The organism is Nocardia beijingensis NBRC 16342, assembly GCF_001612785.1.
Taxonomy (GTDB): Bacteria; Actinomycetota; Actinomycetes; order Mycobacteriales; family Mycobacteriaceae; genus Nocardia; species Nocardia beijingensis.
Genome location: NZ_BDBC01000011.1, coordinates 87,379 through 108,013, shown reverse-complemented (window position 1 = coordinate 108,013; position 20,635 = coordinate 87,379). Strand labels below are relative to the sequence as shown.

General features: G+C 68.8%; 19 protein-coding genes. 11 read left to right on the top strand and 8 right to left on the bottom strand.

What is annotated here, in order from left to right; all coding sequences use genetic code 11:
* The coding region (locus NB3_RS07925; protein ID WP_218020551.1) for a PP2C family protein-serine/threonine phosphatase at positions 1-758 on the bottom strand (758 nt) is incomplete at its 3' end.
* A gap of 649 nt (positions 759-1,407) precedes the next feature.
* Here NB3_RS07925 and NB3_RS07920 point away from each other — a divergent pair.
* Positions 1,408-2,835 carry a superantigen-like protein SSL4 gene (locus NB3_RS07920; protein WP_067798787.1) on the top strand — a complete coding sequence of 476 codons (1,428 nt, stop codon included), beginning with the start codon at positions 1,408-1,410 and terminating at the stop codon, positions 2,833-2,835.
* A gap of 11 nt (positions 2,836-2,846) precedes the next feature.
* Here NB3_RS07920 and NB3_RS07915 read toward each other — a convergent pair whose 3' ends face one another.
* Positions 2,847-3,185 (bottom strand): MmcQ/YjbR family DNA-binding protein, encoded by a 339-nt coding sequence (locus NB3_RS07915; protein WP_067798785.1) that lies wholly within the window; start codon positions 3,183-3,185, stop codon positions 2,847-2,849.
* 201 nt (positions 3,186-3,386) lie between these two features.
* On the opposite strand from NB3_RS07915, the gene NB3_RS07910 reads away from it, so the two are divergent.
* The 5 genes from NB3_RS07910 (at position 3,387) to NB3_RS34860 (ending at position 8,167) form a co-directional block, all read left to right on the top strand.
* The gene (locus NB3_RS07910) at positions 3,387-4,937 is read left to right on the top strand and encodes an acyl-CoA carboxylase subunit beta (RefSeq protein WP_067798782.1); all 1,551 of its coding nucleotides are present in this window, start codon (positions 3,387-3,389) and stop codon (positions 4,935-4,937) included.
* Positions 4,938-5,006: 69 nt separating this feature from the next.
* Positions 5,007-6,464 carry a lipase maturation factor family protein gene (locus NB3_RS07905; RefSeq protein WP_067798779.1) on the top strand — a complete coding sequence of 486 codons (1,458 nt, stop codon included), beginning with the start codon at positions 5,007-5,009 and terminating at the stop codon, positions 6,462-6,464.
* Positions 6,465-6,607: 143 nt separating this feature from the next.
* Positions 6,608-6,748 carry a hypothetical protein gene (locus tag NB3_RS34865; RefSeq protein WP_157111623.1) on the top strand — a complete coding sequence of 47 codons (141 nt, stop codon included), beginning with the start codon at positions 6,608-6,610 and terminating at the stop codon, positions 6,746-6,748.
* A gap of 138 nt (positions 6,749-6,886) precedes the next feature.
* Positions 6,887-7,993: a mechanosensitive ion channel family protein gene (locus NB3_RS07900; RefSeq protein WP_244891804.1), complete on the top strand. Its 1,107-nt coding sequence runs from the start codon at positions 6,887-6,889 to the stop codon at positions 7,991-7,993.
* Between the two features lie 36 nt (positions 7,994-8,029).
* On the top strand, positions 8,030-8,167 hold the full coding sequence (locus tag NB3_RS34860) for a hypothetical protein (protein ID WP_157111621.1): 138 nt from the start codon (positions 8,030-8,032) through the stop codon (positions 8,165-8,167).
* A 24-nt stretch (positions 8,168-8,191) separates the two neighbouring features.
* Here NB3_RS34860 and NB3_RS07895 read toward each other — a convergent pair whose 3' ends face one another.
* The 5 genes from NB3_RS07895 to NB3_RS07875 form a co-directional block, all read right to left on the bottom strand.
* The gene (locus tag NB3_RS07895; protein ID WP_067798776.1) at positions 8,192-8,692 is read right to left on the bottom strand and encodes a metallophosphoesterase family protein; all 501 of its coding nucleotides are present in this window, start codon (positions 8,690-8,692) and stop codon (positions 8,192-8,194) included.
* Positions 8,693-9,066: 374 nt separating this feature from the next.
* Positions 9,067-9,447: an SCO6045 C-terminal-like domain-containing protein gene (locus tag NB3_RS35880; protein ID WP_218020553.1), complete on the bottom strand. Its 381-nt coding sequence runs from the start codon at positions 9,445-9,447 to the stop codon at positions 9,067-9,069.
* A complete protein-coding gene (locus NB3_RS07885) occupies positions 9,444-10,298 on the bottom strand; it encodes an MbnB/TglH/ChrH family RiPP precursor modification enzyme (protein ID WP_067798838.1) in 855 nt (284 codons plus the stop codon). The genes NB3_RS35880 and NB3_RS07885 overlap by 4 nt, the downstream gene beginning before the upstream one ends.
* A gap of 13 nt (positions 10,299-10,311) precedes the next feature.
* Positions 10,312-11,223, bottom strand: coding sequence for a TIGR04222 domain-containing membrane protein (locus NB3_RS35845; protein WP_067798773.1), 912 nt, complete (start codon positions 11,221-11,223; stop codon positions 10,312-10,314).
* A 113-nt stretch (positions 11,224-11,336) separates the two neighbouring features.
* On the bottom strand, positions 11,337-12,563 hold the full coding sequence (locus NB3_RS07875; RefSeq protein WP_067798770.1) for a PucR family transcriptional regulator: 1,227 nt from the start codon (positions 12,561-12,563) through the stop codon (positions 11,337-11,339).
* 170 nt (positions 12,564-12,733) lie between these two features.
* Between NB3_RS07875 and NB3_RS07870 the strand changes: the two genes are divergently transcribed.
* From NB3_RS07870 to NB3_RS07850, 5 genes are all read left to right on the top strand, one after another.
* On the top strand, positions 12,734-14,200 hold the full coding sequence (locus NB3_RS07870; protein WP_067798767.1) for a class I adenylate-forming enzyme family protein: 1,467 nt from the start codon (positions 12,734-12,736) through the stop codon (positions 14,198-14,200).
* Between the two features lie 97 nt (positions 14,201-14,297).
* Positions 14,298-16,118 (top strand): DUF3556 domain-containing protein, encoded by a 1,821-nt coding sequence (locus tag NB3_RS07865; RefSeq protein WP_067798764.1) that lies wholly within the window; start codon positions 14,298-14,300, stop codon positions 16,116-16,118.
* 24 nt (positions 16,119-16,142) lie between these two features.
* A complete protein-coding gene (locus tag NB3_RS07860) occupies positions 16,143-17,561 on the top strand; it encodes a phytoene desaturase family protein (RefSeq protein ID WP_067798762.1) in 1,419 nt (472 codons plus the stop codon).
* Between the two features lie 226 nt (positions 17,562-17,787).
* The gene (locus tag NB3_RS07855; RefSeq protein WP_067798835.1) at positions 17,788-18,018 is read left to right on the top strand and encodes a hypothetical protein; all 231 of its coding nucleotides are present in this window, start codon (positions 17,788-17,790) and stop codon (positions 18,016-18,018) included.
* A 94-nt stretch (positions 18,019-18,112) separates the two neighbouring features.
* The gene (locus tag NB3_RS07850; protein ID WP_218020550.1) at positions 18,113-18,685 is read left to right on the top strand and encodes a GNAT family N-acetyltransferase; all 573 of its coding nucleotides are present in this window, start codon (positions 18,113-18,115) and stop codon (positions 18,683-18,685) included.
* A 10-nt stretch (positions 18,686-18,695) separates the two neighbouring features.
* Here the strand turns inward: NB3_RS07850 and fadD11 are convergent, their stop codons facing one another.
* Positions 18,696-20,525, bottom strand: a complete 1,830-nt coding sequence (gene fadD11, locus NB3_RS07845; protein ID WP_244891802.1) for a fatty acid--CoA ligase FadD11 — start codon at positions 20,523-20,525, stop codon at positions 18,696-18,698.
* Positions 20,526-20,635 lie beyond the last annotated feature (110 nt).

Here is a 20,635-nt window from a genome sequence, read left to right as displayed (position 1 = left end):
CAGTCGCCGCAGATCCGAGCGGGCAGGTCGACGACCAGTGCGGTGGCGTTGTCCTTTCCACCGGCCAGGAGGGCGGCGTCCACCAAGGTGCTCGCGATCGTGGGAGCGGCGTCGCCGTCGGCGAGGATGGCCTTGACCTCGGCGATGCCGAGTGGTTTGTGGACACCGTCGGTGCTCAGCAGCAATCTGCCCGTGCTGGACCCGGTGGCGGCGTACCCGATCGCGTCCGGCTGGACGGTGCGCGCGGAGGTCGTGACCAGATGACTCATGCGCGGGGTGGGAACGAGCCCGCGGGTGCGGTACAACTCCGCGACGGTGTGGTCGGTGGTGATCTGGTGCAGCACCCGCCCGTTCCAGCGATACGCCCGACAGTCGCCGACCCACGCCACCTCGCAGGGGCCGTCGGGCTGACCGGCGGCCGGAAGCACCGCGACCACGAGCACGCTGTCGGCCGAAGGTTCGGGGACTTCGCGCAGCAGTTCCTCCTGAGCCGCGAGAATTCCCGCCCGTGCCCCCTCGCGTGCGGCGGCGCGAGCCGCTGCGGCGGCGACCGTACGCGCCGCGCGGGCGCCGAGCAGATGATCTCCGACGCCGTCGGCGACGACGTACGCCGTCGTTCCGGTCGTGGCGTCGGTCTCGATCGCTACCGCGTCGGCGTTGATCGACCGGGACGCCCGCCGGCTGGCCGAAGCGCCCGTCGCCCCGCCCAGCCACGACGTGTGGATCCGCGGCATGCTCGCGGTGGTGCCGGTAAACACGAACTGGTCTCCTCGGGGCTGGGCTTGAAGAAGTGCTGCCGACCAGCACCCTCTAATGACACCGCAGCAGTATTTGGGCTTGGCGAGAGACGGTTGTGTGAACGCTGAGAATTCGCTCTCGATCTGGTCACGGCGGAGGTCCCGGCCGCATTCCGGCTATCGGCCGGCGCACTGATCAGCGCTCGGCGCAATTGCGTTCACGGTGGTGGAAGAGGGCGCCCACGCAGCGCATAACTCACCGACGACGATCACGTTTGTCCGGTTTGTTCGTCTCTCCCGCGTCGGCACCCTGCGGCTCGATTGTTGCCCGGCGGTACGTCTACGCTGCCGCCGAGGCGGGCCGTCGCTGCCGATCGCGGCAGCTCGGCGCGAGTGTCCAGCGCAGTAGACAACGCGGCGTGGGTTTTTCGGATGCCGGCATCGCTCATTTGTTTCCGTCGCGGCTGCCGACAGACAGCATGACTAGGCAAAATGCATTCAGCAGACGGCGATTTCGATAGAGTGTGCAGTTGTCGGTGACGTAGACAACATCCGAAACTCGGGTGAATTCCCAGCCTTACCGGTGGGTACGTGATCGAATGCTCTGCAACTGACGTCTCGAACCCGCAGTGACGCGTTACGGGTTCGGTAAATCCGGGAGGTTGTGGCTGTGGCCGACGCGAGCGTGCCCACGCTGCGTCCGTCCGAGCTGGAAAGATTGGCTCAGCTCGACGAACACGATGAACTCTCCGCCGAGCAGGTGCGATCGAGTTCGCAGCGGCTGGGCGTGCCGGAAGAGGACCTGTGGCAGTGGTTGCAGGACCGCCGCAGCGCGTCCGCGCCCACCAGGCGCATCGACGTTCCCGAACAGCCACCCGCGAGCGTGGACGTTCCCGGGCCGCCGACCGCGGGCGTCGATGCTCCCGACCCGCCGACCACGCGTGTGGACGTTTCCGACGCCCCGACCACACGTGTCGGGGCTCCCGAACCCCCGACCACACGCGTAGCCGTCCCTGACCCGCCGACCACCCGCATCGTCGGCCCGGAGCCACCGACCAGGCACGTGGGATACGGGCAGACCAATCACCGGCCATCGCGCATCATCACGCTCCCCGAAGCGGCCGGAGGCGGGTTGCTGCCGCAGATCTCCGACGGGGACGTCACCACTTTCCGCGCCGATGCCTACCGGAGCCTGCCGCCGGAGGAATTCGCGCGCATCGATGCCGTCTACACCGACGGCATCCAGACCGCCTGCCGGTGGCTGGCCGAGCACACCGGACGACCGTGCAGGCACGACTTGAACCAGAACGGCGTCGGCGGCTGGCTTGGGCCGCGCGGGGCGGGCTTGGCCGAATACATGCTCTCGGTACTGCAACCTCGCCTCAGCGTGCCGGACCGTTTCCAGCAGGGCGCCGGTTTGGTCGACGAGTGGAACGACATCCTGAGCCTGTACCGGTTCCTGGGCAGCCTCGTCGCCGACAGTCCGAGCCGGGGGCACACCATCACGCGCCTGCGCGGTGCCCAAGCGGCGTTCCTGCTGCACGGGCTGCGCCTCGATCTGCCGCCCGACCTGGCCTACTCGGTCGGTCCAGGACTGACCACGGTCCCGGTCGACGACGACCTCGTCGCCCGGGTCCGGGCCAGGACGGCGGATCCGGTGGACGGAGCGGCGATCGTCACGGCACTGTTCACCGGCGCCACCGCGATGGAACTCAACGCGATCCCGTGTGTCGCGCTCACCACCGACGCGCTGATCTTCAACGGCCCCATCGGTTACACCCACGCTCCCGACCTGTATGTCTGGGTGATACCCCCGTCGGCGCGGACTCTGCTCTACGAAGCTCGCGAGCACCAGGAATCACGCCCCACACCCAATACGAAGCTGTTCGCCGGCGCCATCGGCGGGGCGGGTTTCCGCCTCCGCAGGCTCGCCGCGGCGTGCGAGGTGACCCTGCCGGATCTGTACCACTGGCACCACAGCTGGATCCGCGAAGCGGGACTGCTCAGGAAGTCCGAACAACCGACGCCGGTCCGCAATACCGATCTGCTGTTCGGCCTGAAACTCGCGCCACGGCCGCGCCGCCGCCGCGCCCGCTGACGCCGAGCAGGTCACCGGGCGTCGTCGAGTAGCTGACGCGGTGCGGCCTGCCGCCACGAGTCGCGCACGATGGCTTCCAGTTCCTCCCGGTCGTCGAGGGCGGCCAGCCGCGCGCGGACCCAGGCGTTGCCCGCTTCGTGCGCGGCGATCCAGAATTTGTCCGGTTCGGCGACGACGAGTTCGTCGCGGTCGAGGATGGGACAGCGGACCGCCATCGAGGTCTCGCCTTCCGGAAGGGTCAGGAACAGCTTGCCCGCGACCCGGAAGGTGGGCATCCCCCAGGCGAATTGTTCGGACGTCTCCGGCAGCGACAGCGCGAAGGTGCGGACATCGTCCCCGGTGAAGCTCATGCACCGAATCCTGCCAGGCCACACGGGAAGTCTCGGAGGCGGACGGACAGCGCCGGCGCCGGAGCGGTCCATAGGGCGCCGTGCCAACGCGATTGTCCGCGCGTTGTGAGCTGCCCAGTAAACGCTTCGGGAACTCGGCGCCGCTCGTTCAGCCCCCTATCGTCTGCGCAGGAGCCAGTGAGGTCGAGAGGCAGTTTGCGGATGGTCGGCACGCGAGAGAAGTTGGAACAGCTGCGGGACACCCTCGCGATCGCCGAGGAACCCGCCGGTGCGTCCGGCATCGCGAAACGCCGGAGCAAGGGTATTCCCAGTGCTCGGGAGCGGGTGCGATCGCTGCTCGATCCGGGGACGTTCGTCGAGATCGGCGCGCTCGCGCGCACGCCAGGAGCGCAGGACGCGAAGTACGGCGACGGTGTGGTCACCGGCCACGGCCGCATCGAGGGGCGGCCGGTCGTGGTCATCGCGCACGACCAGACGGTGTACGGCGGTTCGGTCGGCGAGATGTTCGGGCGGAAGGTCGCCCACATCCTGAAGTTCGCCTACGAGAAGGCGTGCCCGGTGGTGGCGATCAACGATTCCGGCGGCGCCCGCATCCAGGACGCGGTCACCTCGCTGGCCTGGTTCGCCCATATGAGCAGGCGTCAGGAGCGGCTGTCCGGGTTCGTCCCGCAGGTGTCCATCATGCTCGGCAAGTGCGCCGCCGGTTCGGTGTACGGCCCGGTGAACACCGACGTGCTCGTCGCGACCGAGAACTCCTACATGTTCGTCACCGGCCCCGAGGTCATCAAGACCGTGACCGGCGAGGACGTCACCGCGGAGGAACTGGGCGGCGCCCACGTGCAGGCCCGCAACGGCACCATCCATCACGTGACCGCCACCGAGCAGGAGGCCTTCGACTGGGCCCGTAAATACCTGAGCTACCTGCCGTCGAGTTGCCTGGAGCAGGCTCCGATCGTGAACCCGGGTCTCGAACCCGAGATCACCGCCACCGATCTCGAGCTGGAGTTGATCATCCCGGATTCGGACCGGGAGGGCTACGACATGCACGAGATCCTGCTGCGCATCTTCGACGACGGCGATTTCCACGAGATCCGCTCGGCCACCGCGGCGAATCTCATCACCGGCTTCACCCGCGTAGACGGCCGCAGCGTCGGCGTCGTCGCCAACCAGCCGCTGGTTCTCGGCGGCGCGGTCGACGCGAAATGCTCCGACAAGGCAACGCATTTCATCCGGCTGTGCAACGCGTTCGGCATTCCTCTGGTGTTCGTCGTCGACACTCCCGGCGTGCTCCCCGGCGTGGAAGAGGAACGCAACGGCGTCATCGTCCGCGGCGGTCGCGTGTTCCGCGCGATCATCGAGGCGACCGTGCCCATCATCAACGTCGTGGTCCGCAAGTCCTACGGCGGCGCGTACGGCTTCATGGCGTGCAAGCAGCTCGGCGCCGACATCAGCCTGGCCTGGCCCACCGCCCGCATCGCGGTGATCGGCGCGGAGAGCGCGGTCGACATCGCGGGCAGGCGGCAGCTGGAGCAGGTGCCGGAGGAGCAGCGCGCCGCGGTGCGGGAATTCATGATCGACCAGTACAACACCACGGTGGCCACGCCGTGGATCGCGGCCGAACGCGGTTACATCGACGCCGTCATCGAGCCATCCCGGACCCGGCTGGAGATACGGCACGCGCTGCGGCTGCTGCGGGACAAAGAGGCGGCTGCCGAACACAACCCGCGCAAGCACAGCCTGTATCCGATGTAGCACCGGTTTCCCCGCCGCCGGGCTGGGTATGCGGTGGGGCGAAGGTCCGCGGTCGGAGGAGTTGCGGGCATGGACTGGTTCACCGCATCCGAATATTGGTTGAGCAGGCAGCTGCTGACTCGCGGTGTCGCGGCCGTCTATCTGATCGGCTTCGTGGTCGCCGCCCGGCAATTCCGGGCGCTGATCGGGGAGCACGGCATGCTACCCGTGCCGCGATGGCTGGCCCGGCGGTCCTTTCGGCAGGCGCCGAGCATTTTCCATGTCCACTATTCCGACCGGTTCTTCGCCGTGGTGTCCTGGTTCGGTGCGGCGCTGTCCGCGGCGATGGTGGCCGGCCTCGCCGATCTGGTGCCGCTGTGGGCGGCGATGCTGATGTGGGCGTTGTTATGGGTGCTCTACCTGTCGATCGTCAATGTGGGACAGGACTGGTACGCGTTCGGCTGGGAGTCGCTGCTGCTGGAATGCGGGTTCCTGGTGATCTTCCTCGGCAACGACCGCACCGCGCCCCCGGTGCTGGTGCTGTGGCTGGCGCGCTGGCTGCTGTTCCGGGTGGAGTTCGGCGCCGGATTGATCAAACTGCGCGGTGACCGGTGCTGGCGCGATCTGACCTGCCTGTACTACCACCACGAGACGCAACCGATGCCGGGACCGCTGAGCTGGTTCTTCCACCACCTGCCCAAGCCGCTGCACCGGGTGGAGGTGCTCGGCAACCATGTCGCCCAGCTGGTCGTGCCCTTCGGGCTGTTCGCGCCGCAGCCGGTGGCGAGCATCGCCGCGGCCGTCATCGTGATCACCCAGCTGTGGCTGGTGCTGTCGGGCAATTTCGCCTGGCTGAACTGGCTGACGATCGTCCTCGCGTGCGGCGCGGTCAGCGGGCCCGCGGCCGCCGCGGTGTTGCCGGTGCCCGCACCGCCGTCGCTGCCGGGGCCGCCGCCGTGGTTCACGGGCCTGGTCATCGCGTTCACCGCGGTGGTGGTCTTCCTGAGTTACCGGCCGGCCCGCAATCTGATCTCCAGCCACCAGGCCATGAACCGGTCGTTCGACCCCTATCACTTGGTCAACACCTATGGAGCGTTCGGCAGCATCGGACGCACCCGCTACGAGGTGGTCGTCGAAGGCACCGACGAACCGGCCGTCACCGACCGGACACGGTGGCGGGAATACGAGTTCAAGGGCAAACCCGGTGATCCGCGCCGGCTCCCGCGCCAATGGGCCCCGTACCATCTGCGCCTGGACTGGCTCATGTGGTTCGCCGCCGCGTCACCGCGGTACGCACAGTCGTGGCTGGGCCCCTTCTTGGCGCGACTGCTGGAGAACGACGCCGCCACGCTGCGACTGCTACGGCGCAATCCGTTCCCGGATGCCGCACCGCGCTACGTCCGGGCCCAGCTGTATCTGTACCGCTTCACCACACCACGCGAACTGGCCCGCACCCGGGCGTGGTGGGACCGCACACTGGTGACGCGCTACGTTCCGCCTCTTTCGCTGGAGGACCTGCATTACCGCAGCCATTCCGGCCGCCGATGACCATCGGCGCCGCGCGGCTGCCGAGAATCCCTGATGGACAACGCCTCTGCCGTCCGCGGTGGGATTCGCCACACCGGCGTGGCGACGATCGGCGGCGAAAGCGGGTATGCGCCTGGATGACGCAACCGACCGAAGGAGGATGTATGTCCATTTCGGCCTCGCGCTCGCAGTATCGCGCCGCCCGACGCGGCGGCCATCCCGGCACAGAACTTCCTGCCGAATGGACCGTCGCGGCATGGGTTTTCGTACTGGCGGTGCTGAGCATCGCGCTGGCGCTGCTGTAAGACCATCACTCGCCCGTGTGCAAGCCCGCTCGCCGGAGCGGAATCGAAGCATCGCACTCACCTGCGCGGAATATGAGCAGCGCCGGCGATCCCTGGCGCTGCTTTCCCGATGCGGCGAAGAACGCCGTGGCGCGGTGAGTGGACGAGGAGAAGGAGTTCGATCCGTTGGAGGAAATACTACGGCCGCTCATCGTGCTTCTCGGTACGGTGGCCATCACCGTGACGGCCGGTCTGCTGATCGATCGCTTACTGCGTTACGCCGCCCGCAGACGACCGGGCAACCAGCTCCCCACCTTGCTGCGGCGGGTGCAGATGCCCGTGCAGGTGCTGCTCGGCGCGTTGGCGTTGCACGCCACCTACCCGCTGGCGCACCTCGATCTGCCCCAGGACGTGATGATCCGGACCGGTCTCGCGACCGCGGCGATCATGGCCGCGGCGTGGTGTGTCATCCGCGCCGCCGACGCGGTCGCGGAGAACACGCTGCGCTCGTATGCGCGGCGCACCCAGGACATCACGCGGGTGCGGCAATTGCGCACCCAGCTCGGCTTGGTGCGCCGGATCGTCACCTCGGTCCTGGTGGTGACCACCGCCGCCGTCGTGATCCTGCTGCTGGTGCCGAGTCTGCGGACCCTGGGCACCTCGCTGCTGGCTTCGGCGGGGGTGATCGGCATCATCGCCGGTGTCGCCGCGCAGTCGACGCTGAGCAACCTGATCGCCGGATTGCAGATCGCGTTCGGCGACTCGGTGAAGATCGGTGACACCGTCGTGGTCGAGGGGGAGTGGGGCATCGTGGAGGAGATCACTCTCGCCTTCCTCACCGTGCGGATCTGGGACGACCGCAGGCTGACCATGCCGGTCTCCTACTTCAACAACAAGCCGTACGAGAACTGGTCGCGCGGCGGTTCGCAGCTCACCGGGACGGTCTTCCTGTACCTGGACCACAGCACGCCGGTGCCGCTGCTGCGCGAGCACCTGGAGGAGTATCTGCGCACGCGCGCGGACTGGGACGGTCGCTCCTGGGGCCTGCAGGTCACCGATAGCACGCCGACGAATATCGTGGTGCGCGCGACGATGTCGGCGGCCGACGCCGACGACGCGTGGAACCTGCGGTGCGCGGTGCGCGAGGAAATGCTGGCCTGGCTCGGCCGCAACCACCCCTACGCCCTGCCGAAGATCTCCACCGCGATCACCGATTCCCCCCTCGGCGACCGGCATCTGGCGCTGGTGGGCGATCGGAGCGACTGAGGCTACCATCGAGTCTCCGCGTCGGTTCCGGCCGAGTTGCCGCTGTATCGGTTGCTCGGCGGCCGGCGGGCCGTGTTCGAGCAGGAGGTCACCGACACACTGCTGGCGATCGACCCCGGTGGCCGTTTCGTCGAGCCGGTCAGTTCGGACGTGATCACCGCGACCAGACGCTGAAGGCGCGGGCGGTGCATCGAAAGATCAGTGTTGCGGAACGGTGTGCAGCACGACCTCGCTCAGCCGCCCCGCCTGTATCCGCGCGGTGAGGTAGGTGTGCTGCGGCTGTCTGCGCCGGTCGGTCGGCGAGCCGGGATTGAGCAGGCGCAAGCCGCTGTCCGCGACGCTGTCCCAGGGAATGTGGCTGTGGCCGAAGACCAGGACATCGGTGTCCGGGAAATCCCGGGCGCACCGTTGCTCGCGGCCCTTCGCGGGACCGGTTTCGTGCACCACCGCCAGCCGCAGGCCGTCGAGTTCGGCACGGGCGACCTCGGGCAGTCGCGCGCGCAGTTCCGGACCGTCGTTGTTGCCGAACACACCGATGAGACGAGCGCTGCGCGCTTCCAGGCGGTCCAGCAAGGCGACCTCGACCCAGTCGCCCGCGTGCACGATCACGTCGGCGGCGTCGACTTCGCGCCAGAGTGCCTCCGGCAGATCCCGCGCGCGCTTCGGCACGTGCGTGTCGGAGATGATGAGCAACCGCATGGTGACCGGTCTACCACGGGCGCGACGGGACGCGGATTGTCCCCGCCGATCCACGGACCGCGCGGTAAATCGGCCATGTGATATCTCTCACATGATCTCGGCGACCCAGTGGAGATTGGACCTCCGGTCGTGGGTATGCCCGGCCGTGACGGTGACGCAGTGCTGCGCACCGGTGCGACAGTTTCCATCGTGTTGTCCGGGAGGGCTTGTGTCTTCGATGCTTTCGTTTCTCATGCTCATGCTGATGCTTCCGGGGATGGCGACCGTCGCTGCGTATGTGACGGTGGCGGTCAGTGTGTGGCTCGAGGAGCGTCGCGACGCCGGCGACGCCGCGGTCCCGGTCGAAGCCCGCCACCCGTAGGGCCGGACCGAACTCAGCGCGCGCCGCCCGATGCGCGATACCGGGAAAACCAGCGCCTCCTGGCCCGGCCGTGAGGTGTGGTCGGCCAGTCGATTCCGGTGGCGGACGCGAAAGCGGCGGCATCGGCGGACGTGGTGGTCTTCGGGTGATTGCGCGCCCACGCCGTGAAGCGGGCGGTGAAGTCGCCGTGGCACGCGTGCGCCAGCAGCGGGAAACGCCGGGCCACCTCGCCGGCCCGCTTGCGCAGCAGTGCGTCCGCCGCCGCGCCGACGGCCTCCGCGTCGAATCCGGGGGGTACGGCGGCTCCCGCGACCAATGCGCGCACCAGCGCCGCTTGCCGCTGGGCCAGCGTCGCGCCGTCAGGTGGCCGCGCAGGCACGGACGCGTCGCTCACCTCGGTACCGCCTTGGCGCCCGCGGTGATCGGCGGGCGGTCGGCGGCCGCCGCGATGGCGTCCAGTTCGTCGAGCAGTTCGGCGGCGGGCGGATAGTTTCCGTCGCGCTCCAGCATCATCGGCACGGGACGATGCGCGCAGAATTCCGCCACGAGCGCGAGAACTTCGCCGGGAACCGGATCGGTATGGGTGTCGTGGTAGCGACCGCCGGATTCGTGACCGCCCGCGACGTGGCAGTACGCCACGTGTTCGGTGGGCAGGCGCAACAGTTCGGCGAGCGGGTCGCGACCGCGGTTGCGGGCGTTCGCATAGACGTTGGCGACATCGAGCAGCAGCGACACACCGGTGCGTTCGACGAGTTCGGACAGGAATTCCGCTTCGGAGTATTCGTCCTCGGGCCAGTCGAACAGGGTGGCGATGTTCTCCACCGCCAGCGGGACGTCGAGCGCCGCCCTGGTCCGCGCGATATTGCGGGTGAGCGCGTCGAGCGCTTCCCGGGTCCGCGGGATCGGCAGCAGGTGGCCCGCCTCCAGACCACCCGCGCGGACGAAAGCGACGTGCTCGCTCACCAGCGGAGCCGCCACCGCCGCAGCACAGGCTGCCAAGTGCTCGACCCGCAGGCCCTCGACCGGCTCCGCACCGCCCAGCGACAGCGAGATGCCGTGCGGCACCACGGCGACGCCGCGCGCCCGCAGGGCGGCCAGTTCCTCGGGGACGGCGACCTGCCCGCCTCGGTGCGGATCGCGGACCAGTGATTCGGCGATGACCTCGCAGAATCCGAGTCCGTCCAAGGTGGCGATCACCCCGCAGATCTCGGGCCGCCAGCCGATGCCGAGCGCGTCGGGTGGCAGCGGCCCGGGGCGCTCAGCCACCGCAACCGCCGCAGCCCCCGCCGCACCCGCTGCCGCATCCGCCTCCGTCACCGCCGCCGCTGTCGCCGCCCCCGTCGCCGCCGCCCGACGTGCTCGGCGGCGCGACCGCCTGGGCCAGTCCGGGATCGAGCGCGACGAGCGCACCGATGCCGAAAACGGCTGCCGCGACCGCCGCGCTCTCGGCCCCATAGGTCGCGTAGGACGGCGAATTGGTCGGCCGCAAATGCCGATTGCGTTCGGATACGGCGTCTCGGGCCCGCACGCCCAGCGCGGTGAGCCGAGGTTTGCGCACCACCAGCCAGTATCCGAACGCCTGCGCGATCACCAGCACCACCAGCAAACCGACCGGGTTGCCGTGCGAGGCGCCCGCGATGATCCGCACCACCCCCAGCGCGCCGGTGACGAGGATCGGCATGCCCGCGTCACGCAGACCGTGGCGCATCTCGGGCCCGGGGAAGTACCCGAGGTCGACCATCCTGGCGCGCAGCGCGTCGAGCGATCCGCCGACGATGGCGCCGACGGTCTTGCCATGACCCGCCGCCAGCCGGTCGTACACCGACACGGTGAACGGATCCAGACCCCCACGCTCCTGCGCGGTGAGGGGGCGAACCGGCGCGGCGGCCGAATCGATCGCCTCGACGCCGCGCAATCGCGCCATCGCCGCGAGTACGGCGTTCTGGTCGCCGTAGAGCATCCCCAGTTCGGGCGAGGTCAGCTCCGCGCCCGGCGCGGCGACCGTGTCCGTTTCCGGATCCGCGCCCGTCACCCGGGATCGCAGCCAGAATCCCACGACTACGGCCACCAGCACGAGCGGTACATAGACCGCGAGGAACTGCGGCCCCGAGATACCCCAGGTATCACCGGCCGCGACAAGCCCGTCCGAGCCCACCCCGATCACATTCATCTCCCACCTCGGAATCGGTCCAACCTGCCCTCAGTATCAGGCCGCGCGGGCGCACACGCCATGACGAATCGCCGTGACGCGCACCAGTAGTGGTCGCGACCCGGCCGCCCGGCTCACTTCCCGGGGGCGAGACCGAGTTGCTCGGAGACCATCAGGGCGACTTCGGTCTCCAGCCGGTTCACCGTCAGAGGGTGGCCGAGCACCTCTTCGGCCCTGCGTATCCGGTAGTGGACGGTGTTCTTGTGGACGTGCATGCGCGCCGCGGCGTCGGTGAGGCTGCCGCGCGCCTCCAGATAGGTGCGCACCGTCTCGCGGAGACGAGCGGTGGTCTCGTCGTCGCGCATGAGATCGCCGAGCACCCGACGCACCCACGCTTCGGTGTCGGGCAGATGGTCGACGAGCAGGCTCGCCAGCGCCACGCGGGCGTGCACGGTGAGCGGGCGGGCCGGCTCGGCGACCAGCGCGAGGCTCCGAGCGCGCTGGGCATCGCGGAAGGTCTGCCGGAAGCCGGCCAGCCCGGGGCCGGGATCGCCCATGGCGACGCTGATTCCGGGGCGGCGGCGCAGGTCTCGTTCGAGCCGGTCGGCATCCAGTGCGGGTTTGCCGACCGACGAGATCCAAGCCCAGCAGTTCTGCTCGTCGACCAGGACCGTCAGCGGATGCGTTCCGGTCGCGGTGGCGAGCATCGAGGTCCCGGCCCGCAGCAGTTCGATCGCGGACGCGCCGGGTTCGCGCACCCAGATGACGGCGGCCATATGCCACCCCCGCAGGGAGGCGGACAACATCTCCTCCGCCGAGGCCACGTCGAGGTTGTCGGTGTCGAGCACCGCGCGGATCTGCGCCGCTCGCGTGGTGTCCGAACGCGCGTCCCAGCGGCGGCGTTCGCTTTCGTAGATATCGATGAGGCCTTCGATGACCTGGTCGATGTAGCTGTTGACCAGCACGGCGACCCGGCTGGTTGTCGCCAGGGCGAGATCGGCGGGTGTCCCGGACTGCCGGAGCACGGCGATGGCCTGCTGCATGAACATGTGCTCGCCGAGGCGGTACGCGCGCAGCAGGGCCTCCAGGGACATCCCGTGCTGGGCGAACCGGCGAGCGTACTCGGCGGCGGCGGGCGGCACGGTGATGTCGTCGCGGGAGATGCTCAGTATGAGCATGTCGAGGATCGCGGTGAGGTTGGACGCGGTACTGGCGATCATCAATCGATGCACTTCGTCGTCGTGGCGGAATTCCGGGATCACCTCGGCGAACCTCGCGGTCATGCCGGAGGTCAGCCGTTCGAGATCGGCTTTGACGCGTCCGGCGACCTCGCGGATGGTCGTGTCCACGTCGGCGCTCATGCCGGGACCGTACCGGAATCGGTGCGGCGGCTCCGGCGCATTCCGCGTTCTTTTGTGCCGCCGGTACAAAGCCCGGTGAAAACTCTGGGATGCGGACCCGTAGCCCGGTTGCCGCGCCGAACCTAATTTGGACTGTAATCCACGTCACTTCGGAGCAGGTGAGGATATAAGTGCGGAACATTGTGGAAATTCCGGAGGTCAGGGCGACCTGGAATCCGTCCGGGCCCTGTATTGCGGACGACCGCGAACACATCGATAATCAGGCTTTCGCGAAACGGGTGCGCACGGCCGCCGCCGTCCTGTCCGCGCACGGCGTTCGCGAAGGCGACGTCGTCGCCCTCGTATTGTCGAATCGACTCGAATTCGTCGTCGTTCTCTTCGCGGCGTGGCGGCTCGGCGCCGCGGTCACTCCCGTGAGGCCGGATTCGACCATCGAGGAGGTGCGTTATCAGGTCGGCGACTGCCGGGCGAAGGTGGTCGTGACCGAAGGCGGGCGCGCGGCGGCGACGCTGGACGTGGCCGAGGTCGCCGGGCTCGGTCCCGAGCTCGCCGGACCCGAGCCCGCGCCGGTGGATCCCGCCGCGGCGGCGCTGATCATCTACACCAGCGGCACCACCGGGCAGCCGAAGGGCGTGGTGCTCGATCACGCCAACATCGCCGCGATGTGCGAGATGCTCGTCGAGGCACTGGCGTTGCGTGACACCGACCACAGCCTGTTGATCCTGCCCCTGTTCCATGTCAACGGGATCGTGGTCAGCGTCCTGTCGCCGCTGCTCGCCGGTGGCCGGGCCACCATCGCGGGCCGATTCTCCGCTTCGGCCTTCTTCGGCATCGTGGAACGTGTTCGCCCGACGTACTTCTCGGGTGTCCCCGCGATCTACGCGATGCTCGTCGCGCAGCCGGACGGTTCGACGCCGGACACTTCGTCGTTGCGCCGCGCGATCTGCGGGGCCGCGCCCATGCCCGCGGAACTGATCGCGCGGTTCGAGAAGCGTTTCGGTGTGCCGATCGTGGAAGGCTACGGACTGTCCGAAGGAACGTGCGCGTCGACGCTGAATCCGCCGGAGGGACCGCGGAAGCCGGGCACGGTCGGGCGGCCGCTGCCCGGGCAGACCGTCGCGATCATGGACGCCGACGGCCGAATCGTGCCTGCGGGAACGAGTGGGGAAGTGGTCATCCGGGGCGCGAACGTGATGCGCGGCTATCTCGGCAGGCCCGAGGCGACCGCGCGCACGGTGGTGGACGGCTGGTTGCACACCGGTGACGTGGGATATTTCGACCCGGACGGGTATCTGGTGCTGGTCGATCGGATCAAGGACATGATCATCCGAGGTGGTGAGAACATCTACCCGAAAGAGATCGAGAACGTCCTGCACGCCCATCCTGCGGTCTTGGAGGCCGCGGTGGTCGGCGCTCCCGATCCGGTCCTCGGTGAGGTCCCCGTCGCCCATGTGGTGACGATGCCCGGCGCGCGAGCCGACGCCGCGGATCTCGTCGAGCACTGCCGCAGAACCCTTGCCCGGTCGAAGGTCCCGGTCTCGATCGAACTCACCGCGGCGCTGCCGCGCAATCCGGTCGGCAAAATCGACAAACGAAAGCTTCGCGCGTCGGTCGCGGAAGCGGTCACCACGGCCTAGCAGAAAATCCGCTCTGCGTGAGCGGAACTCCACGATCCGAACCGATTCCGGCCGGGTCCTCGCATGCTCTTTTCATCGGATGAGAAAGGTCCGGACAATGGGATTCAAAACAGCGGATTTCCCGCCCGTCGATGTGACGACATTCCTCGACCAGCCATTGCGGGAGCGGATGAAGACGCTTGCCCTGCATTGGGTCGAATACGGCTTCGGCTCGCCGAGGATGATCCACACGATTTATCTGCTCAAGGTTCTGCTGGTCTCGGTGCTGGGCGGCGTCGCCGCGGCGACCTGGAGCTCCGGCGTCGGCCCGTTCTGGGAGGTCGCGGCGTGGTGGAACGAACCGATCGTCTACCAGAAGCTGGTGCTGTGGACCGTCTTGATCGAAGCGCTCGGCATCGCCGGGTCCTGGGGACCGCTCGCCGGCAAGTTCCGGCCGATGACCGGCGGAATCCTGTTCTACGCCCGGCCCGGCGCGATTCGCCTGCGGCCGTGGCGGCGGGTGCCGTTCACCGGCGGCGACACCCGCACGGTCGGTGACGTGCTGCTGTATCTGGCGTTCGTCGCGACGTTGCTGACGGCGATCGCGCTGCCCGGCGTGCCGAGCGCGTCGCTCGCCGCGGCGCTGCCGGACAATACCTCCGGCTTGGTGAATCCGGCGCTGCTCGCCGCTCCGATCGTGCTGTACGTGCTGTGCGGCCTGCGGGACAAGACGATCTTCCTGACCGCGCGCGGCGAGCAGTACCTGCCGGCGTTGGTGTTCTTCGCGGTGCTGCCGTTCGTGGACATGATCGTCGCGGCCAAGCTGCTGATCTGCGCGGTGTGGATCGGAGCGGGCGTGTCGAAGTTCGGCAGGCACTTCAGCAACGTGGTCCCGCCGATGGTGTCCAACAGCCCGGGCGTGCCCGCGAAGTGGATCAAGCGACTGCACTACCGTGACTTCCCCCGCGACATCCGGCCGTCGAAGGTCGCCTCGTTCCTGGCCCATGTCGGAGGCACGACCGTCGAGATCATCACCCCCCTGGTGCTGTTGTTCTCCACCAACCACTGGCTGACGCTGGCCGGAGTGGTGCTGATGGTGGTGTTCCACGCGTTCATCACCTCGACGTTCCCGCTGGCGGTGCCGTTGGAGTGGAATGTGCTGTTCGCCTACCTGGCCGTGTTCCTGTTCCTGGGCTTCCCCAACGGCGCGGGCTACGGCCTGGGAGACATCTCCTCGCCGTGGCTGGCCGTGGCGATCGTCGCGGCGCTGGCGTTCTTCCCGATTCTCGGAAACCTGCGCCCGGATCTGGTGTCGTTCCTCCCGTCGATGCGCCAGTACGCGGGCAACTGGGCCTCGGCTCTCTGGGCGTTCGCTCCCGGCGCGGAGGAAAAGCTGAACACGATCGCGCACCGGCCCACGGTGAACCAGATCGACCAGCTGCGGGCCATGGGCTACCCTCCCGCGGTCGCGGAGATCACCATGCAGCAGACGATCGCGTGGCGCTCGATGCACAGCCAAGGACGCGGCCTGTTCTCCTTGCTGTACACCCACATCCCCGACATCGATCGCTGGACCGTGCGAGAGGGCGAATTCGGCTGCAATTCCCTGATCGGCTTCAACTTCGGCGATGGTCACCTGCACAATCTCGATCTGATCGAGGCCGTGCAGTCCCGAGTCGGGTTCGCTCCGGGAGAGTGGATCGTGGTGTGGGTGGAATCGCAGCCGATCCATCGCGGGGTGCAGGAGTATCAGGTCATCGACGCGGCGCTCGGCGTCGTCGAGCGCGGCACCTGGCGGGTGCGTGACGCGGTCGAGGCGCAGCCGTGGTTGCCCGACGGGCCGATTCCGCACGAGGTGACCTGGCGGCGCGCGGGCTACACGGTGCCGATGCCGCCGCGCGAATCGGCCCCGGTTCCCGTGCCCCAGACGGTCGGCTGAGCGACACCGGGGACGGAGAGCGATATGAGCACAGCGGTCGTAGTCGGCGGCGGACCCAACGGCTTGGCGGCGGCCATCGTCCTGGCCCGAGCCGGAGTGGACGTCACCGTGCTGGAGGGCGCCGACGAGATCGGCGGCGGCACCCGCACCGGCGAGGCCATCGTGCCCGGTCTGCTGCACGACCACTGCTCGGCCATCCACCCGATGGCGGTCGGCTCTCCGTTCCTGCGCGGTCTCGACCTGGAGCGCTACGGATTGTCCTGGGCATGGCCGGAGGTCGACTGCGCCCATCCGCTCGACGACGGCACGGCGGGCGTGTTGCTGCGCTCGGTCGCGGAGACCGCGGCCGGACTCGGCAGCGACGGCCGGGTGTGGCGGCTGCTGTTCGAGCGGACGGCCGCGGGTTACGAGCGGATGAGCGGTGACATCATGCGGCCGCTGCTGCGCGTGCCACGCCATCCGATCTCTCTGGCGCGTTTCGGGGTTCCCGCCTTGGCCCCGGCCGCTCTGCTGGCCGGACTGTTCCGGACCGAGCAGGCCAAGGGGCTTTTCGGGGGCGTCGCGGCTCATGCCTTCCATCCCTTGCATCGACCGCTCAGCGCGAGTATCGGCTTGGGCATCCTCACCGCAGGCCACACCTACGGTTGGGCGGTCGCCGCCGGTGGATCGCGACGAATCACCGACGCCATGGCGGCGGTCCTCGGCGACCTGGGCGGGAAGATCGAAACGGGTGTTCGCGTGCGGTCGGTGTCCGATCTGCCGCCGGCGGATGTGACGATGTGGGATGTGGCGCCCACCGCGGTCGCGGACATCATGGGCGAGCACCTGCCGCCACGAATCAGACGTTCGTACAACCGATTTCGTTACGGTCCCGGCGCGTGCAAGGTCGACTTCGCCGTGCACGGCGGAGTGCCGTGGACGGCGGAGGCGGCTCGCCGTGCGGGGACGGTGCATCTGGGCGGCACGTTCGCCGAGATCGTCGCGACCGAACGCGACATCCACCGCGGCCGCATGCCCGAACGTCCCTTCGTGCTGGTCGGTCAGCAGTACCTCGCCGACCCCCGACGTTCGGTCGGCGACATTCATCCGATCTGGGCGTACGCCCACGTCCCGCACGGATATCGCGGTGACGCGACGGCCGCGATCACCGCCCAGATCGAACGCTTCGCTCCGGGCTTCCGCGACCGGATAGTCGGAACGAGCGCGCGCAGCGCGGCGGAATTCGCCGAATACAACCCCAACTACGTCGGCGGCAACATCATGACCGGCGCGAAAGACATCCCGCAGCTGCTGTTCGGCCCTCGCATGACCCTGCAGCCCTATGACGTCGGCGTACCGGGCCACTACCTCTGCTCCGCCGCAACGCCCCCGGGACCGGGGGCGCACGGCATGTGCGGGGCGAACGCCGCGCAGCGTGCGCTACGGCGGTCGGGTATCGGATAGCCGAGAAGTCGGGTAGGGCGTCCCGGGCATCGACACGCCGGCTCGCTGGGCACCGGCCGCCCGGTTCAGTTCCGCCCGAGAGTCGCAGGCGAGGTGGGCACGCGTGCTGGTCGGCCGGTTTCCCGTAGGTTCGCCAGGGCAATCGGTCAGCATGGATGCTGAGAACACGAGCGGAGCGGCACACGCGGCGGACACGACGTCGAGCAGCGCGCAGGGTTCCGGTCGAGTGACCCGAGACGACTTGCGCCGATTGCTGGCCACCGACGAACCGGACGCGCGCTTGGTGCTGGAAGAGGGGCACGTCAAAGTCGAACCCGGCTCCCGATCCGAGCCGCGCGGGATGCTGATCCTGTCGCGAGCGGACCTGGCCGACCGGCTCGGAGCCGATCCGGACGCCGCCGCGCTGGCCGAAGCCGCCGCCGAGCTGGACGCCGAGGTCCGCCTCCGAGGCGCTTGATCACCAGCGCCTAACCGCGCCGATGCCGAGGTGACCAACACAGGCGCCGGAATATCCGTTGCCCGGCCGGACGCAGGGCGCCCACCATAGCGGTATGGACATGCAGTCGTGCTGCGCACTCGCGCCGGGGGTCGGGCCACCCCAGCGCGTCGAGGTGGACGAGCTGCTGTTGCGGCGGTGGCTTCCGGAGGATGTGCGGCCGCGCCTCGAGGCGATCAACGCGTCGTTCGAGCTCATCCACCCCTGGATGGATTGGCTTCCCGAACCCGCGACGCTGGACAGCCAGCGCGCGTTCGGCCGGGAGACCGACGAGAGCTGGCCCAGCGCCGCCGGAGCGTTCAACTACGGCATCTTCGATGCCGAGGGCGACGTGCTCGGCGCCATCGGCCTGCACGATCGGCTCGGACCCGGTGCGGTGGAGATCGGCTACTGGTGTCACGCCGCCCACACCGGCCGCGGCCTGATCACCCGCAGCGCAGCTGTCTTGACCCGTATCGCCTTGGCACTGCCGGGCGTCGATCGGGTCGAGATCCACTGTGACGAGGCCAATGTCCGCAGCGCCGCGGTGGCCCGGCGGCTCGGCTATCGACTGGACCGGATCGAGCCACGCGAGAAGCGTGCGCCCGCGGAGTCCGGTCGCGGCATGTACTGGATCAAAAAGCGTTGATCCGATCCGCTCAGGTGGTGGTCACCGGGATGGCGGCAGGTGCGCTCAGTTCGTGGACATCCGGGCCGGGCACGGGGTCGTAGAGTCCGGCGATGTCGGCGGCGTACTTCTCGGCGATCACCCGGCGCTTGAGTTTCATCGTGAGGGTGACTTCGTCGCCACCCGCCTCCCAGAAAGTCGGCAGGAGGCGGAACCGCTTGACCTGCTCCACCCGCGACAACTTCGCGTTGCCCGCCGCGATGCCCGCCGCGATCTGCTCGATGACGCCGGGATCGGCCGACAAGGCCGCCGCCGAGGCATCCGGCAGGTGGTGGCGCGCGGCGTACGGTCCGGCGGTCTCGGCGTCGAGAACGACCAGCGCGGTGTTGTAGGGGCAGCCGTCGCCGATCACGGCGATGGCTCCGATCAGCGGTGTCGCCGCCTTGATCGCGTTCTCGATGTTCGTGGGGGACATGTTCTTGCCGGCGGAGTTGATGATCAGCTCCTTCTTGCGATCCACGACCCTGAGGTATCCGTCGTCGTCGATGGTGATCACGTCTCCGGTGCGCAGCCAGCCGTCGGAGTCGACGGCCTCGGCGGTCTTGCCGGGCTCGCCGCGATAGCCCTTCATCACCAGCGGACCGCGAACGTGCAGCTCGCCGTCGTCGGCGATCCTGGCCCGCATGCCGGGCAGCAGTTTGCCCACGGTGCCGAGCCTGGCCTCGTCCGGGTGGCTGACGCTGCAGATGCAGGTGAGTTCGGACATGCCCCAGATCTCGGCGATCGGGATGCCGAGCCCGGCGAAGAATCCGAGCGTTTCGGCCGGGATGGGCGCCGCGCCGGACATCGCCCAGCGCACGCGGTCCAGACCGAGTTTCGCGCGCAGCCCCGACAGGACGAGCCGGTCGGCGCGCGCCCACTCGGCGGCGACGGATGCGGGGACCGGCTCGCCGTTCAATTGATGCGCGCTGCGCTGGGCGGCGACCGTCAACGCCCACCGCAGAGCGGCCTTGCGCTGCTCGTCGGGTTCGTTGGCGACCGCGAATTCGATCGCCGCTTTCAGCTTCTCCCACACCCGTGGCACGGCGCCCCAGATCGTGGGGTGCAGGTCGGCCAAGGCCGAGCTGATCCCGGTCGGGTCGGCGACACAGGTCACCTGGGTGCCGAAGACCTCCTGGAAGTACAGCGCGGTCAGCCGGTCGGCGATGTGCGCGGTGGGCATGTAGGAGGTGATGGTGTCGCCGAAGCGGATGCCGAGCACCTGCTCGACCGCGTAGCACTCGAACATGAGGTTCGCGTGCGTGGTCTCCACCCCTTTGGGATCGCCGGTGGTGCCCGAGGTGTAGATCAGCGTGGCGACGTCGTCGGGCCGCACCGCCCGCCAGGCGGCGTCGAAGTCGAAGTCCGGCGCGCCCGCGACGAGCACATCGGCGACCGACAACGTGCCCTCCGGCGCGTCGTCGACGCAGATGATGTGGTCGAGTTCGACGCCACTCGCGCGGACCCGCTCGACGTATCGCGGCTCGCAGATCAGCAGGCGCACCCCGGCGTTGCGCAGCACGTACGCGATCTGCTCGGGTGCGGCGGTGTTGTACACCGAGAAACTGGTGGCGCCGAGGTGCTGGGCCCCGATTTCGAGGGGGTAGAACTCGATGCGGTTGGACATCATCGAAGCCACGGTGTCGCCACGCCGCACCCCCAGCCCCGCCAGTCCGGCGGCGATCAGCCGGACCCGCCTGGCGTACTCGCGCCAGGTGAGGGTGGTGGCGTCACCGGGAGTGCGCAGCGCGACGGCGTCAGGGTCGACGATGGCGTTGTGCTGGAAGGCGGCGGGGAGCGTGTCGAAGCGTGGAGTGCTCACGGGAGGAATTCCTTCAGGTGGGGGATGCATGCCGTGGCCGGATCGCGTGCGGTGGCGCGACCGCGAGCCGTCGTGACCGGCGTGCGCATGCGGATGACACGGGTTCGGGC